This is a genomic window from Mesorhizobium sp. B2-7-3 (assembly GCF_006440715.1).
Taxonomy (GTDB): Bacteria; Pseudomonadota; Alphaproteobacteria; order Rhizobiales; family Rhizobiaceae; genus Mesorhizobium; species Mesorhizobium australicum.
In genome coordinates this window covers 403,495-417,937 of record NZ_VFTY01000001.1, presented here as the reverse complement: position 1 = coordinate 417,937, position 14,443 = coordinate 403,495, and the positions used below count along the sequence as shown (strand labels likewise).

Below are 14,443 nucleotides of genomic sequence, written 5' to 3'. Positions count from 1 at the left end.
TCTTTTCGTTGGCATCGCGCGCGCCTTTGCGTGCACCATGGCCGGATCGCATCGCCACAGGACCCGCCATGACCACCCCTCCCGGCATCGCCGACATCCATGCCGCCGCAGCGCGCCTCTCGGGCCTGATCGTCGAGACCCCCTTGATCGAATCGCAGGAACTGAACAGGCGCTTCGGCGGCCGCATCCTGTTCAAGCCGGAGACGCTGCAGCGCACCGGCTCGTTCAAGTTCCGCGGTGCCTACAACAAGCTGTCGACGCTGAGCGAGGCGGAGCGCTCGCGTGGCGTCGTCGCTTTCTCTTCGGGCAATCACGCGCAAGGCGTGGCGGCTTCCGCCGCCATGTTCGGCGTCAAGGCGGTCATCGCCATGCCGGCGGATGCACCTGACATGAAGATCGCCAATGTCCGCAGGATGGGCGCCGAGGTGGTGCCCTTCGACCGATTCAAGGACGACCGCATGACGGTGGTGCGCCCCTATCTCGACAAGGGCATGGCGTTGGTGCCGCCTTTCGACGATCCGGCCATCATTGCCGGCCAGGGCACGATCGGACTGGAGCTGGTCAAGCAGGCGCGGGCTCTGGGTGTCGGCCTCGACGCGGTCGTCATCCCCTGTGGTGGCGGCGGCCTGACCAGCGGCATCTCGGTCGCCGTGAAGGATACCTCGCCCGGCACCGCGATCTGGGCTGTCGAACCCGAGCATTTCGACGACACGCGCCGCTCGCTGGCCGCGGGCGCCAGGGTTTCGAACGAGCCTGGCCACAGTTCGATCTGCGACGCCATCCTCACCGCCGAGCCGGGCGCGATCACCTTCGAGATCAACCGCCGCAACCTCGCCGGCGCCGTCGCCGTCTCCGAGGATGCCGTCAGGCAGGCGATGCGCGACGCCATGGCCTATCTGAAGCTGGTGGTCGAGCCCGGAGGCTGCGTCGCGCTGGCGGCGCTGTCATCGGGTGAGATCGAGCTGTCCGGCAAATGCGTTGCCGTGGTGCTGTCCGGCGGCAATGTCGATTTCGGCACCTATGCCGGGATCATGGCGGCGTAGGGCGGCACAGGTCAGCTCTCGTCAGTCCAGCGTGCGCCTGAACCGCACCAGCGCCACGCCGGCGAACAGCGCCACGAAAACCGCCAGCCAACCGATCTCGGTCGCCACCGCCGGCAGTTCCGCGCCCTTCAGCATCACCGCGCGGGTGATGCGCAGGAAATGCGTCAGCGGGAAGATCTCGCCGAAGGTCTGCGCCCAGTCCGGCATGCCGCGATAGGGGAACATGAAGCCCGACAGCATGATCGAGGGCAGGAAGAAGAAGAAGGTGAGCTGAAGCGCCTGCATCTGCGTGCGTGCGATCGTCGAGATCGTGTAGCCGAGCAGCACCAGCGACAGCACGAACACCAGCACCGCCGACAGAAGCAGCGTCATCGAGCCGGTGAACGGGATGGCGAACAGAAGCTTCGACGCCGCCAGCACCACCACCACCTGCACCGCGCCGACCGCCAGGTAGGGCAGCACCTTGCCCATCATGATCTCCAGCGGGCTCGACGGCATCGCCAGGAGATTTTCCATCGTGCCGCGCTCGGTCTCGCGCGTCAGCGCGATCGAGGTCATCATCACCATGGTCATCTGCAGGATGACGCCGAGCAGGCCGGGCACGATGTTGTATTGCGAGATGCCTTCGGGGTTGTAGCGGCGGTGGACGACGACATCGAGCTGCCCCCTGGCGGCTTCCGCTGCGGCTTCCTGCATGCCCTGCGCTCTCAGCAGCGCCTGGCCGGCGATGGTGCCGAGCGTCGAGATGGCGCCGCTGGCGACCGCCGGATCGGTGGCGTCGGCCTCGATCAGGATTTGCGGCTTGTCGCCGCGCTCGACGCGGCGGGCGAAATCGGCCGGGATGGTGACGACGAAGGCGACGTCGCCGCGCGCCATCAGGAACTCGGCCTCCTCGGCGCTTTGCGCGACATGGTCGAAGCGGTAGTAACCGGTGGTCTGCAGCGCCGCGACCATGGCGCGGGTATAAGGATCGCTGCTGGTCGCCACCAGGGCCGCCGGCAGGCTTTTCGGGTCGTTGTTGATGGCGTAGCCGAACAGCACGAGCTGGATCAGCGGCACGCCCAGCATCATGGCGAAGGTGATGCGGTCGCGCCGCATCTGGATGAACTCCTTGATCAGCAGGGCGCCGAGCCTGGCTAAGGAAAAGACGCTGTTCATGCCATGTTGTCCTTCGATCCCGACATGAACTGGATGAAGACATCCTCCAGGCTGGTTTCGCCCGGCGTCACCGTTACGCCCTTGTGCTCTCTCTCGACGTCGGCAAGCGCGGCCTCGAGCTTCTCGCGGTCGGAACCGACGACGTGCAGCGTCGCGCCGAACGGCGCCACCTGGTCGACGCCGGGGCGGCCTTGCAGCGCTTGCGCCACCTCGTCGAGCTTTGGACCCTGCAGCACGAAGGTGGTCAGGCCTGCATTCTTCACCACCTCGGCGACGGTGCCGGTGGCCAGCATCCTGCCATAGGAGATGTAGCTGATGCGGTGGCAGCGCTCGGCCTCGTCCATGTAATGAGTGGAGACCAGCACGGTCAGCCCGCCGCTCGCCAGGCGATGGATCTCGTCCCAGAACTCGCGCCGCGCCTTCGGATCGACGCCGGCCGTCGGCTCGTCCAGCAGCAGCAGTTTCGGCTTGTGCATGATGCAGGCGGCCAGCGCCAGCCGCTGCTTCCAGCCGCCGGACAAGGTGCCGGCCAGCTGGTTGCGGCGCGTCGTCAGGCCGAGCTCCTCCAGCGTGCGCGAGACATAGTCCTCGACCGGCCGCAGCCGGTAGAGCCGCGCCACGAATTCGAGGTTCTCGCCGATCGTCAGATCCTCGTAGAAGGAGAATTTCTGCGTCATGTAGCCGACTTCGCGCTTGATCCTGAGGCTGTCGGTGCGGATGTTGAAGCCCAGCACCGTGCCTTCACCCTCGTCCGGCGTCAGCAGGCCGCACATGATGCGGATGGTGGTGGTCTTGCCCGAGCCGTTGGGGCCGAGGAAGCCGACGATCTCGCCCTCGGCTACCGACATCGTCACATGGTCGACGACGGTCTTGTCGCCGAAGCGTTTGACCAGGCCGTGAACGTCGATGGCGTTCATTTTCCCATGTCCGCGAGATCGACATCGACGATCTGGCCGGGCTGCAGCGGCCCCGCATCGCCCTCCGGCCGCGCCTCGACGAGGTAGACCAGCTTCTGCCGGTTTTCCAGGGAGTAGATCACCGGCGGGGTGAATTCGGGATCGGGCGAGACATAGCTGACGCGCGCCTTCACCTCCGGGCCACAGCCGTCGCAATGGACGCTGAGCAGGCTGCCGACCTTGACCGAGGAGAAGGCGCTTTCCGGAATATAGACGCTGAGCTTCACCGCGCCGTCGGGAAGCACCGAGATGACCGGCGCGGTCGGGCCCGCCGTGTCGCCGGGATTGCGGATGACGTCGTTGACGCGGCCTGGCGAAGGCGCCGCCAACACGCGTTTGGAGAGCCGCCATTGCGCCTGATCCAGTGCCGCCTGCGCCTGTCTGACCTGATTGTCGGCGGCCTTGATCGTTTCGGCACGCGCCGGCAGGCCGCCGACCGCCAGGTTGGCCTCCGCCTGGCCGACCTGCGCATTGGCCGTCTCCAGCGTCGCGGAAGCCGTGTCGAAATCAGCCTGCGTGCCGGCGCCGCGTTTGAACAGGTCGCTGGCGCGGTCGAATTTTCGCTTGGCGTCGGCGGCCTGTGCCTTGGTCATGTCGACCTCGGCCTTCAGCACGGCGATCTCTTCCGGCCGCTTGCCAACCTGGAGATCGGCATACTGCGCCTGCGCCTGGGCCAGCGCCGCCTGCGCTTGCGCCACCGCGATCTTGGCGTCGGCATTTTCGAGTGTCACCACGGTGGCTCCCGGCGTGACGCGGTCGCCGCGCTTCACCGCCACCGTCTCGACCTGCGCCACCTCGATCGGCGCCAGGAGCACATAATCGCCCTCGACATAACCGACGGCGAGCGGTGCCGCCGGCGCGCAGGCACCGAACAATTGCGCGGCGAGCGGCAGCGAACACAGAAAGCTCATTGTTTTGATCCCTTCATCCCTGGTCCCTTCCGGGCGGCCAGTATGGCGCCGAGATTGTCCGTGGTGACCGCCACCACCTTGGCAGCCTCGGCGGCGCCGATGTCGCGCCAGCCCATGCGGCGCATGACAGCCTCGCGGCCGATGCGGAAATAGATGACCTGGCCGATCAACGTGAACACGGTGAGCCGGGTGCGTTCGCTCTCGGCCGGCTCGCCGGTGGCCTGCTCCCAGATCTGGCACAGCCGACGGTGGGTCGGCTCGAAGACGCCGTCATAGATGCGGTCGAGCGCCGCCGTCGGATGCGACAGCTCGCGCAGCACGAATTGCACGATCTCTCCGGCCTGCGGCTGTGCCACGATGAAGCCGACCATCCGCTCGAGTGCCGTGAAGAGCTGCGCGCGCGCCGCCTCAGGATCGCTTGCCGCCGCCTGTCCGTGGCCGAGCCCCTCGCCGGCGCCCAGTGCCTGCCCTGCGACGCCCTGGATGGTCTCGACGATGAAGTCGGCGGCAGCGGCGCGAAGACCTTCCTTGCCGCCGAAATGATAGGCGATCGAGCCGATATTGGCCCCCGCCTCGGCGGCAATTTCGCGCGTCGAGGTGCCGTCGAAGCCCTGCCGCCCGAACAGTTTCAACGCCGCCTGGACAAGCGCGGCGCGCGTCGGCTCTGCCGGGGAGGTCTCGCGGCGGGATCTCTTGGCATCTGGCAATTTGATCATGCCAAGGACCTTAATCAATCGATTGATTAAGGTCAACTTGTGTGCGGCGCTGTCTTGCCATCGCGCGCGGCAACCGCTTTAGTGCGCGGCCATGGGCAAGGAAGTCGAGCGTAAGTTCCTGGTCTCCAGCACCGCATGGCGGGATCTGGCGGAAGCGGATATCCGCATTCTCCAGTTCTATCTCGCCACGGCACCCGGGCGAACCGTCCGCATCCGCATCAGTGATGGCGCCTCCGCCAGGCTGACGCTCAAATTCGGCAGCAGCGCGCGCGAGCGCGACGAATTCGAATACCCGATCCCGCTGGCGGAGGCGGTGGAGATGCTGGACTTCGCCATCGGACGTGTCATCGAGAAGACACGTCACCATGTTAGGCATCGCGGCTATCTCTATGAAGTCGATGTCTTTGGCGGTGCACTGGCGGGACTTGTGGTGGCCGAGCTCGAGACGCCGGAAGAGATTCCGGACGAAATGCTGCCTGACTGGCTCGGCCGGGAAGTGACCGGCGAGCAGAAATTCTACAACGCGTCGCTCGCCCTCGGGGGGATACCGGAGATCGCCGCATGAGCTTTCGTATCGATCCGCGCCTGCCGCTGACCGGCGAGGTCAGGCGTATCCTTGCCGAGGAGATCGGCAAGGCCCTGCTGCATCTGGAGACCGCGCACACCCGGCCGGAACAGGGGCTGCACAAGTGCCGCAAGCGGCTGAAAAGCGCGCGTGCCTTGTTGCGCCTGGTTCGTTCCGGTGACGAAACATTCTGCACCACGGAAAACCAGTGCTATCGCAATGTCGCGGGGCTGCTTGCCGGTCCGCGTGAAGCCACGGCCCTGATCGAAACCATCGATCGGCTGGCGGCGGGCTTCGCCAGGGAAAGCGTCGATGGCGGGCTTGATGCCGTGCGCGACAGGTTGATCGCACGCCAGCATGATCTGCACGAAGGCGCCGGCCTGAAGGCGGCGATCGGGGCGGCCACCGCCGCCTGCGAAGACGGCTTGAAGCGCATTGAAACCCTTGCTTTGCCCGATCAGCCGGAACAGGCCGCCGACGTGCTTGCCGAAGGCGCCCGCGTCGCCTTGCGCCGCGCCAGGAAGGCGCTCGACAAGGCCGGCACGCGCGGTGAGGCCGACGATTTCCATGACCTGCGCAAGGCGGCCAAGACGCATGGCATGCACCTGTCGCTGCTGGGCAGGCTGTGGCCGACCCCGATCAAGGCGAGGCGCAAGGCCGTGGATGAACTGGGCGAGCGGCTCGGTGAACTGCATGATGTGTTCGTCATGCGCGCGTTGCTCGAGGCGGATAGCGAGCCGCTGGGGCCGCCCGAGGACACAAAACTTCTCGGCAAGTTGCTCAAGCGCTCGGAAAAGAGCCTCAGGAAAGCCTGTCTCGCCGAGGCCGCCGAACTGTTCGGCGACAGCCCCAGGCACGCGACGAAAAAGCTCGCCCGCAAGGCACGCGACGATCTCGCCGGCGCCTCGTCCGCTGATGATCTTGCCGCCAGTGCCGGCTGATGGGCGGCGGACCTCGGCCGGTCTAAGCGGGTAGCGGCCGCCGGCCTTTTGCCAGGGAAGGCTGGTCCTCCATCCGCGCCCCGGCGTCGCGTGGATGCGGCCCGATCGGCATGATCGCCTCGAATGGCGTGGCGCCAAAGGCAAAGGTCCATTTGTAGCCGATCAACCCGTCCTCGGGCGTGGTGTGCTGGTCGTGATGGGCCAGCAGTCTCGCCCGGTCGGCCAGTTCCTCGGCCTCGCGCCGCACCATCTCCGCCGTCTCCGGACGCATTCGCCTGGAGAAGCTGACGAAGGTCGCCTCCTTCTCGATATGGGTGATGGCCCAGCCGATGAAATTCTTGTTGGTCATTTCGAACAGCGGCCTGAGCGGTCCCTCGAAATTCCACTGGATCGGGGTTTCGACCAGCAGTTTCGCCGACAGGCCACGGCCAAGCGCGATCAGGCCGAGTTGCTCGAGGTCGCGCAGATAGAGGAACATCGAGGCCTCACTCAGGCCTTGCGAGCGCATGATGCCTTCAGGCGTGAATTTTTCCGACAGCATGACGAAGACGAACAGCAGCGCCGGCCGGCCGGCGAGCCGGCGCTCGATCTCGGGCGCGATGTGGTTGACCGGCCCCGGCCCGCGGTTCATCGAGCCGAGCACGTTTTCCAGTTCGACGCCGGCGGCGGCGCAGATCTCCACCAGCCGGTCGAGCTTGCAGTTCTTCTCATGGAAGATGCGCTTCACCGTCGGCTCGGAAACGCCCATCCGTTTGCCGAGCTCACGATAGGTGACACCCTTGGCCTTCAGTGTCCGTTTCAGCGCCTCGAAGATTGGGCCGTTCATGGGATGCGCCTCTTGCCGGCAGTTTCGTATCGATGTTCGATACTAGCTTCAATCCGGCTTCCCGAGAAGTATCGAAAATCCTAGCTGTTCGCCGACATTCACAGGAGAGCAGCCATGAACATTGTCGTCACTTCCGCCGTCATCGCCGCCATCGGCATTGCCGCCGCCCAGGCCGCCCAGGCCGACGAACTCTGGCGCGCAACGGGCCTCGAACAGCCTGAATCGGCGCTGTACGACGCCACCAACGGCCGCATCATCGTTTCCAACATCGTGGGCAATCCGGGCGACGTCGACGGCAACGGCTACCTCAGCCTGCTGTCAATGGATGGCAAGATCGTGAGCCAGCACTGGACCGACGGCATGGACGCGCCCAAGGGCATGGCCATATCGGGCGGCAAGCTCTATGTCGCCGACATCACCAAAATCCGTGTCATCGACCTCGCCAGCGGCAAGCTCATCGCCAGCATCGTGGTCCCGAATGCCGTTTTCCTGAACGACATGACGTCGGATCGGTCCGGCAAGGTCTACGTCACCGACATGCTGGCCGACACGATCTACCGCATCGACGGCGACAGGCCGGAGCTGTTCGTCAAGGATCCGCTGCTCGCCTCGCCCAACGGCGTCTTCGCCGATGGCGACAGGCTGATCGTGGCCTCCTGGGGCAAGGGCATCAAGGCCGACTTCAGCACGGCCGAGCCGGGCGGGCTCCTGGCGGTCGACATCGCCAGCAAGGCGGTGACGCCGCTGGCGGGCGCCCAAAACTTCGCCGACCTCGACGGCGTCATCGCCATTGGCGGCACCATCTATGCGACGGCCTACATGACCGGCACGCTCTACCGATACCGGACCGGCGGCGGGCCGGAAGCGGTGGCGCATTTCAAGCCGGGCAGCGCCGATATCGGCACCGACGGCAAGTCGATCCTCTACGTGCCGCTGATGAACGAAGGCGAGGTCGCGGCGCTCAAGATCGAATGAGCGCTGGCGTCCGCACGACCTTCGCTGACAGCCGTGGATGGAGCGTGGTAGGACGGTCCCTCCACGGCAATGGTCAAGGAGGTGTGCCATGGACGACCGGGAGATCAGAGCGGCCCGATGGATCCCGTGAGCCACAGCGACAAGCATCGTCCGCTCGCGCGAGAGGAGCTGCCGGACGATACGGCCGCCCTCGCCCGGTTTCTCCTAGGCAAGCTGGTGGTGCGCGACTTGCCCGAAGGCAGGGTCAGCGGACGGATCGTCGAGACGGAAGCCTATGTCGTCGGTGACGCGGCCGGGCACGGCTTTCGAGGGATGACGCAGCGCAACCGGTCGCTGTTTCTCGAAGCCGGGCACGCCTATGTCTACCTCGCCTATGGCACCTCCTTCATGCTGAATGTCTCGAGCGAGACGAAAGGGGTCGGAACCGGCGTGCTGATCCGGGCGCTGGAACCGCTGGAAGGCGTCGCGATCATGCGGCTGAACCGAGGCGTCGAGCGCCTGCGCGACCTGGCGCGCGGGCCCGGGAGGCTGGCGGCGGCGTTGCGGATCGATCGTTCGCTCGACGGGATCGCCCTGTGCCGGAAAGGCCCGCTGTGGCTCGCCCACGATGAATGTGAGCCCGGCGCGATCGGACAGGGCATCAGGATCGGCATTTCGAAGGACGCCGACCGCCTGCTGCGGTTCTACGTCAGGGAAAGTCCGTTCGTCAGCGGCCCGGCATCGCTCAATCGTTGAGAGACGGCTGCTTCGCCTCTTGTCTCCCCGCCAATTGGTCCCGCGCGTCGCGGATCGACGCGGCATAGGTCACCAGCGGCGGCTTGACGCCGTGATTGATCAGCATACGCCGGATCTGCGGCGAGGCGCCCGAAATGATGAAGCGCACGCCGGCGCGCCCCGCCTTGTGGGCCGCGCTTTCGATGACATTGGCCGCCGTCGAATCGAAAAGCGGCACGGCCGAACAGTCGAGCACGAAGTTGCGGCGCTGGTCGGCGATGCGGTCGAGCACGCTGCCGACAGTGGACGCGGCACCGAAGAAGAAGGCGCCCGAGATGCGGTAGACGACGGTGTCGGCGTCGCTTGCCTCCGCGGAATCATAGGCGCGGGCGCCGCCGACGCTGTCGGCGACATCGTCCTGCGCAAGGTCCGCCTCGACCGCGACGGACTTGGCCATGCGGTCGATGAACAGGATCGAGCCGAGCGCGAAGCCGACGATGATGCCCTCGGTGAGGTCGCGGAAGACGACGATGAGGAAGGTCGCCATCAGCACCAGCGCATCGCCGCGCGATGCCTTGAGCAGCGTGGCGAAGGCTTGTTTCTCGACCATGTTCCAGCAGACCACCGCCAGGACGCCGGCAAGGGCCGCGAGCGGGATGTAGCTGGCAAGCGGCGCCGCCACCAGCATCAGCACCAGCAGGATTCCCGAATGGACCATGCCCGAAACCGGGCCGTGCGCGCCGGCCCGCACATTGGTGGCGGTGCGGGCGATGGTGCCGGTGGCGCAGATGCCGCCGAACAAAGCGGACGCGACATTGGCGAAGCCCTGCGCCACCAACTCGCAATTCGAGCGGTGCCGCCGGCCCGTCATGCCGTCGGCGACGACGGCCGACAGCAGCGATTCGATGGCGCCGAGCAGCGCGAAGGCGATGGCGTCCGGCAAGACGTCGAGCATCCTGCCGAAGCTGACGGGTGGCATGCCAGGCCATTGCAGGCTGCGCGGAATGCCGCCATAGCGCGTGCCGATCGTCTCGGCCGGCAACGCCAACAGCGCCACGACCAGCGAGGCGAGCCCGATGGCGATCAACATGGCCGGCCATTTCGGCCGCCAGCGCTTCAGCAAGACGATGGTCGCGATGGTCAGCGCCGCCACGCCGGTCGCCGCGAGGTTGATCGTGCCGGCTGCTTCACCAAGCGCGATCAGCTTGGGCACGAACGGTCCGGGCTCCCGGCCCGGCAAGGTCAGCCCGAACAGTTCAACGATCTGGCCGGAGAAGATGATGACGGCAATGCCGGCGGTGAAGCCGACGGTGACCGGATAGGGAATGAACTTGATGTAGGTGCCGAGCCGGAGATAGCCGATGGCAATGAGGAACACACCGGCCATCATCGTTGCCAGCAGCAGGCCGTCGAGGCCGACGCGCGCCACCGTCGCCGCCACCAGCACGATGAAGGCGCCGGCCGGGCCGCCGATCTGGAAGCGGCTGCCGCCCAAGGCCGAGATGATGAAGCCGCCGACGATGGAAGTGTAGAGGCCACGCTCCGGCGTCACGCCCGAAGCGATCGCGATCGCCATCGACAGCGGCAGCGCGACGATGGCGACAGTCAGCCCGGCGATGACATCCGCCTTGAAATGCGGCAGCCGGTAGCCCTCCCGCCAGACCGTCACCAGCTTCGGCGTGAACAGCTCGGAGAATGTCGGCTTCACCGCCTGATGCACTGCCTGACGCGATTGATCCATGGACTGCCCCTGCAAAAGCGGCGGGATCGTCGGCAGGACTGTCGGCGGTCGCCGTCGCGACTTATTCCGGCCCGGCCTTGGGTTCCGGCGGCATGGCGGGCTTGAGGCGCACGCCCCTGCCGCCGCGCTCGCTGGCCTGGTTCTCGCCGATCAGTTCCACCCCGGCTTCGTCGAGAGCCTGGATGACCTTCATCAGCGTATCGACCACGCCCCTGACCACGCCGCCGCTCGCCTCCATGCGCTGGATGGTGGGAAGCGAGACGCCGGCGCGCTCGGCGAGCGTCCTCTGGTCGATGCCGGCCAGCGCCCTTGCGGCGCGCATCTGCGCGGCAGTGATCATCGGCCGGAATCCCCGTCTGAGCCTGCTGACATAACGTATAATACCATCATTATCATGTTTCAAGCATCATTATATCAGTTTAGGACGTAACCACTGCCACCTGATGCTCATTTTCTTCGATACCGGCTAAGGTTTCAGGTAGGGTGGCATGCATCAGAGCAGGGGGTACGCGGGTGAACGTTTTCAAGACCTTGGTGATATCGGCAGGCTTGCTGTCGACGATTCTGGTACTGACGGGCTGCGGAGGGCACCTCATCAACAGGTTGATCTGACTCAGTCAGGCTCCTCGCTCACCGCCTTGCGCCGTTGCAGAAGCCTCGCCACCAACCAGCATAGCATCGCCCAGGCGAAGCCGGCACACCAGCCCGCCAGCACATCAGAGGGCCAGTGGACGCCGAGATAGATGCGGCTGACGCCGACCAGCACTGTCGTCAGCACCGCCAGGAACAGCACGTAGACCTTGGTCGTCCGGCCCGGCAGGAAGCGCGCCGCCAGCGAACCGAGCGTGAGGTAGGTCACCGCCGACAGCATGGCATGGCCGCTTGGGAAGGAAAGCGACGTCTCGTTGACGAGATGCGAAACGAGTTCCGGGCGTGGCCGGTCGACGCCGACTTTCAGCAGGCTCGACAGCATCTGGCCGCCCGCCACGGCAACGAACATGAGAAGCGCCGTCGCCGGGCGGCGGATCAACAGCAGATAGATGATCGTCGCCGCCGTGATCAGCACCAGAACGCTGGAGCTGCCGAGGCTGGTGATGTCGCGCATCGCGCCTTCCAGCCATGGCGGACCGATCGGGATCGCCGGTTGACCGGTCTGGCGGAATGCAAGCAGGATTTCGGTATCGAAGGCGTGCGGCGTGGTGGCCCGTGCCACCTCCATCAATTCCTCGAACGCCCACAGCCCCCCGGCGATGACCAGGCCGGCCAGCAGCACCGGGAATTCGACCCGGTTGAGCAGAGCTTTCGCGGCGTTCTTCATCGGCACCGTTACATCCGCCCTTGCAGATAGGGCCCCAACGTGATCAGCGCCACGGCCGCGATTGCCAGCGCGATGCCGGCCGCCTGCAACGCGTTGACGCGCTCGCCGAAGAACACCAGCGCAACGACATTGACCGAAACCAGCTGGATCACCGCCGAGAGGCTGAACGATACCGACATGCCGAACTCGCGGATCAACCGCAGCATGATCAGATTGCCCAGCGAATAGAGCGCCAGCGTCAGCAGGATCTTGCCGAGGCTGGGCGCCAGCCCCCATTGCTTGGCGGCGGTCGCCGCCAGGAGGAAGATCACCGTCGAAAAGCCGAGCTGCAGAAGTCCCGAAAAACTCAACGTCCCGTCCCCCTCGAAGCGCCCTTTGCCTGATATCGCCGACCTTGTTTCCGAAGCGTGCCGGAACGTCAAGCGACGTCGTTCAAACGAGGGTCTTGGCAACGGCGAGACTGAAGCTCAATGTGCCGGAATCGCCCAGCCTGTCGATAGAGGGGCGGTCAGGGGTTCATGATTCGTATTTTTCAGAACTTGGCGCGGCGCTGGAGCGAGCTTTCCCTTGCCCTGCAATTCGTCGTTGCCGGCGGTTTTGGGCTGCTGGTCGTCATGGTGATCGTCGGGACCTGGGTGACGACGCAGATCCGGGACGGCGTCACTCGCAATTCGGCCGCCACGACGGCGCTCTATGTCGACAGCGTGATTGCGCCGCTGCTGCCCGACCTGCGCAAGAGCGAGGAGCTCAGCGCATCCGTCAAGCAGGCGCTCGACGAGACGCTCGGCCAGGGCGCGCTCGGCAAACGCCTGGCATCCTTCAGGCTCTGGCGCCGCGACGGCACGATCCTCTATGCGAAGGACTCGGCTTTGACGGGTCGCCGCTTCGACCTGAACGACAATCTGCGTTCTGCCTTCCAGGGCAGCGTCGTTGCCCAGTTCGATACGTTCGACGAGAACGAAGACAAGGAGCGGGCCGCGGGTGTGCCGTTGCTCGAGATCTACAATCCAGTGCGCGAGCCCTGGTCCGGCGAAGTGGTCGCCGTCACCGAATTCTACGAGGTCGCCAGCGATTTCAAGGCTACCCTGGCTTCCGCCCTGCTGTCGAGCTGGCTGGTCGTGGCCGGGACCACCTTGACGGCATTCCTGCTTCTGTCGGGCATCGTCCTGCGCGGCAGCCGCATTATCGACGACCAGCGCGGGGCGCTGCGCCGCCAGGTGTCCGAGCTGCAGGGCCTGGTGACACAGAACAGCGCCTTGCGGCATCGTGTGCAGCGGGCGTCCCGCCGCGCCACCGCGCTCAACGAAAGATATCTGCGCCGGATCGGCGCCGACCTGCATGACGGCCCTGCCCAGCTCGTGGCGCTGGCCGCGCTGCGCATGGACAGTCCGGTGTTTACCGGCGACGGGCATGGCAGCGAAGGCCGCTCGACCGAAATCGCCATGATCCGCAAGACACTGGAGGATGCGATGCGCGAGATACGCGGCATCTGCACCGGCCTGGTCCTGCCGCAGATAGAAACGGCGGCGGCGGCGGACGTGCTGCGGCTGGCCGTCGAAGAACACGAGCGCCGGACGGGCACATCGGTGACGCTTACGATGCCGAGACATTTGCCGGAGCCCGGCGCTTCTGAGAAGATCAGCATCTATCGCTTCGTGCAGGAGGGGCTGAACAATGCCTATCGCCACGGACGGGGCAAGGATCAGGCGGTGCGTGCAGGCATGAAAAATGGTAGGCTTTTCGTTGAAGTATCGGACGGCGGACCGGGCTTCGATCCGGCGCGGGCCGAGGGGTTGGGCCTTGCCGGCCTCAGGGAGCGGGTTGAAAGCATTGGCGGCCAATTCGAAACACTCACAGGGCCGAAAGGCACGAAGCTGGTGATCCGTCTTTCGGTCGAGGAGCAAGCATGATCGGCGCCATCCGCATTGCCATTGTCGACGATCATCCGCTGTTCCGCGAAGGCGTGACGCGCAGCCTGTCGGAGATCGGCGGCTTCGAGATGGTCGGCGAAGGTGCGACCGCGCAGGACGCGGAGCGCATCGCCTCGACCATGCAGCCCGACATATTGCTCATCGACATTTCAATGCCGGGCGGCGGCCTGGCCGCGGTTGCCAGCATCCTTGGCGACCATCCCGCCCAGAAGATCGTCATGCTGACCGTTTCAGAGGCGAATGCCGATGTGACCAAGGCCTTGAACGCCGGGGTGCTCGGCTATGTCCTCAAAGGCGTCGGATCGCGTGCGCTTGCCGATATCCTGCGCAACGTGGCGGCCGGCGAAAGCTATCTTTCGCCGATGCTGTCGGCCCGGCTGCTTTCCGACGTGCAGTCCTTGCAGCCCGCCAACGGCGTGGCGGACCGGCTGCGGCAACTCACCGGCCGGCAGACCGAAATCCTGCGGCTGGTGGCGGAGGGACTGAGCAACAAGGAAGTCGCCTTACGCCTGGAGCTGCAGGAGAAGACCGTCAAGCATCACATGACGGGGGTGCTGTCGAAACTCAACGTGCGAAATCGTACTGAAGCGGCCCTCATCATGCGCGAGTTTCGCGACCGCGACAGGGACCGTTCGTAGCCATCGTGGA

The 14,443-nt window shown here is 65.6% G+C and carries 16 protein-coding genes; 7 read left to right on the top strand and 9 right to left on the bottom strand.

Annotated elements, in window-relative coordinates; genetic code table 11:
• Positions 1 to 68 precede the first annotated feature (68 nt).
• Positions 69 to 1,043 carry a threonine/serine dehydratase gene (locus FJW04_RS02085; RefSeq protein WP_140712065.1) on the top strand — a complete coding sequence of 325 codons (975 nt, stop codon included), beginning with the start codon at positions 69 to 71 and terminating at the stop codon, positions 1,041 to 1,043.
• A gap of 21 nt (positions 1,044 to 1,064) precedes the next feature.
• Here the strand turns inward: FJW04_RS02085 and FJW04_RS02080 are convergent, their stop codons facing one another.
• From FJW04_RS02080 to FJW04_RS02065, 4 genes are read right to left on the bottom strand one after another with little or no spacing between them, the layout of a single operon-like run.
• The gene (locus tag FJW04_RS02080; RefSeq protein ID WP_140712063.1) at positions 1,065 to 2,201 is read right to left on the bottom strand and encodes an ABC transporter permease; all 1,137 of its coding nucleotides are present in this window, start codon (positions 2,199 to 2,201) and stop codon (positions 1,065 to 1,067) included.
• Positions 2,198 to 3,118 carry an ABC transporter ATP-binding protein gene (locus tag FJW04_RS02075; RefSeq protein WP_140618109.1) on the bottom strand — a complete coding sequence of 307 codons (921 nt, stop codon included), beginning with the start codon at positions 3,116 to 3,118 and terminating at the stop codon, positions 2,198 to 2,200. Before FJW04_RS02075 ends, FJW04_RS02080 begins: the two co-directional genes overlap by 4 nt.
• Positions 3,115 to 4,068, bottom strand: coding sequence for an HlyD family efflux transporter periplasmic adaptor subunit (locus FJW04_RS02070; RefSeq protein ID WP_140712061.1), 954 nt, complete (start codon positions 4,066 to 4,068; stop codon positions 3,115 to 3,117). The genes FJW04_RS02075 and FJW04_RS02070 overlap by 4 nt, the downstream gene beginning before the upstream one ends.
• On the bottom strand, positions 4,065 to 4,784 hold the full coding sequence (locus FJW04_RS02065; protein ID WP_140712059.1) for a CerR family C-terminal domain-containing protein: 720 nt from the start codon (positions 4,782 to 4,784) through the stop codon (positions 4,065 to 4,067). The genes FJW04_RS02070 and FJW04_RS02065 overlap by 4 nt, the downstream gene beginning before the upstream one ends.
• Positions 4,785 to 4,875: 91 nt before the next feature.
• On the opposite strand from FJW04_RS02065, the gene FJW04_RS02060 reads away from it, so the two are divergent.
• Positions 4,876 to 5,349 (top strand): CYTH domain-containing protein, encoded by a 474-nt coding sequence (locus tag FJW04_RS02060; RefSeq protein ID WP_140712057.1) that lies wholly within the window; start codon positions 4,876 to 4,878, stop codon positions 5,347 to 5,349.
• Complete coding sequence (locus FJW04_RS02055) at positions 5,346 to 6,290, top strand: CHAD domain-containing protein (protein WP_140712055.1); 945 nt, start codon at positions 5,346 to 5,348, stop codon at positions 6,288 to 6,290. Before FJW04_RS02060 ends, FJW04_RS02055 begins: the two co-directional genes overlap by 4 nt.
• 22 nt (positions 6,291 to 6,312) lie before the next feature.
• Here the strand turns inward: FJW04_RS02055 and FJW04_RS02050 are convergent, their stop codons facing one another.
• Positions 6,313 to 7,116 carry a helix-turn-helix transcriptional regulator gene (locus FJW04_RS02050; protein ID WP_140712053.1) on the bottom strand — a complete coding sequence of 268 codons (804 nt, stop codon included), beginning with the start codon at positions 7,114 to 7,116 and terminating at the stop codon, positions 6,313 to 6,315.
• A 114-nt stretch (positions 7,117 to 7,230) separates the two neighbouring features.
• Between FJW04_RS02050 and FJW04_RS02045 the strand changes: the two genes are divergently transcribed.
• Both FJW04_RS02045 and FJW04_RS02040 read left to right on the top strand, forming a co-directional pair.
• Entirely contained in the window at positions 7,231 to 8,091 is an 861-nt protein-coding gene (locus FJW04_RS02045; protein ID WP_140712051.1) for an SMP-30/gluconolactonase/LRE family protein, read from the top strand.
• A 117-nt stretch (positions 8,092 to 8,208) separates the two neighbouring features.
• Positions 8,209 to 8,826, top strand: a complete 618-nt coding sequence (locus FJW04_RS02040) for a DNA-3-methyladenine glycosylase (protein WP_140712480.1) — start codon at positions 8,209 to 8,211, stop codon at positions 8,824 to 8,826.
• Here FJW04_RS02040 and FJW04_RS02035 read toward each other — a convergent pair.
• The 4 genes from FJW04_RS02035 to FJW04_RS02020 all read right to left on the bottom strand — a co-directional run bounded on the left by FJW04_RS02035 (position 8,816) and on the right by FJW04_RS02020 (position 12,214).
• Positions 8,816 to 10,546, bottom strand: coding sequence for a SulP family inorganic anion transporter (locus FJW04_RS02035; protein ID WP_140712049.1), 1,731 nt, complete (start codon positions 10,544 to 10,546; stop codon positions 8,816 to 8,818). The two genes, FJW04_RS02040 and FJW04_RS02035, sit on opposite strands and share 11 nt — an antisense overlap.
• 61 nt (positions 10,547 to 10,607) lie before the next feature.
• On the bottom strand, positions 10,608 to 10,886 hold the full coding sequence (locus FJW04_RS02030; RefSeq protein ID WP_140712047.1) for a helix-turn-helix transcriptional regulator: 279 nt from the start codon (positions 10,884 to 10,886) through the stop codon (positions 10,608 to 10,610).
• 273 nt (positions 10,887 to 11,159) lie between these two features.
• Complete coding sequence (locus tag FJW04_RS02025) at positions 11,160 to 11,864, bottom strand: phosphatase PAP2 family protein (RefSeq protein WP_140712478.1); 705 nt, start codon at positions 11,862 to 11,864, stop codon at positions 11,160 to 11,162.
• An 8-nt stretch (positions 11,865 to 11,872) separates the two neighbouring features.
• A complete protein-coding gene (locus FJW04_RS02020; RefSeq protein ID WP_015314759.1) occupies positions 11,873 to 12,214 on the bottom strand; it encodes a hypothetical protein in 342 nt (113 codons plus the stop codon).
• Between the two features lie 168 nt (positions 12,215 to 12,382).
• On the opposite strand from FJW04_RS02020, the gene FJW04_RS02015 reads away from it, so the two are divergent.
• Both FJW04_RS02015 and FJW04_RS02010 read left to right on the top strand, forming a co-directional pair.
• Positions 12,383 to 13,774: a sensor histidine kinase gene (locus FJW04_RS02015; protein ID WP_140712045.1), complete on the top strand. Its 1,392-nt coding sequence runs from the start codon at positions 12,383 to 12,385 to the stop codon at positions 13,772 to 13,774.
• Positions 13,771 to 14,433 carry a response regulator transcription factor gene (locus FJW04_RS02010; protein WP_140712043.1) on the top strand — a complete coding sequence of 221 codons (663 nt, stop codon included), beginning with the start codon at positions 13,771 to 13,773 and terminating at the stop codon, positions 14,431 to 14,433. The genes FJW04_RS02015 and FJW04_RS02010 overlap by 4 nt, the downstream gene beginning before the upstream one ends.
• The last annotated feature ends 10 nt before the right edge of the window (positions 14,434 to 14,443 follow it).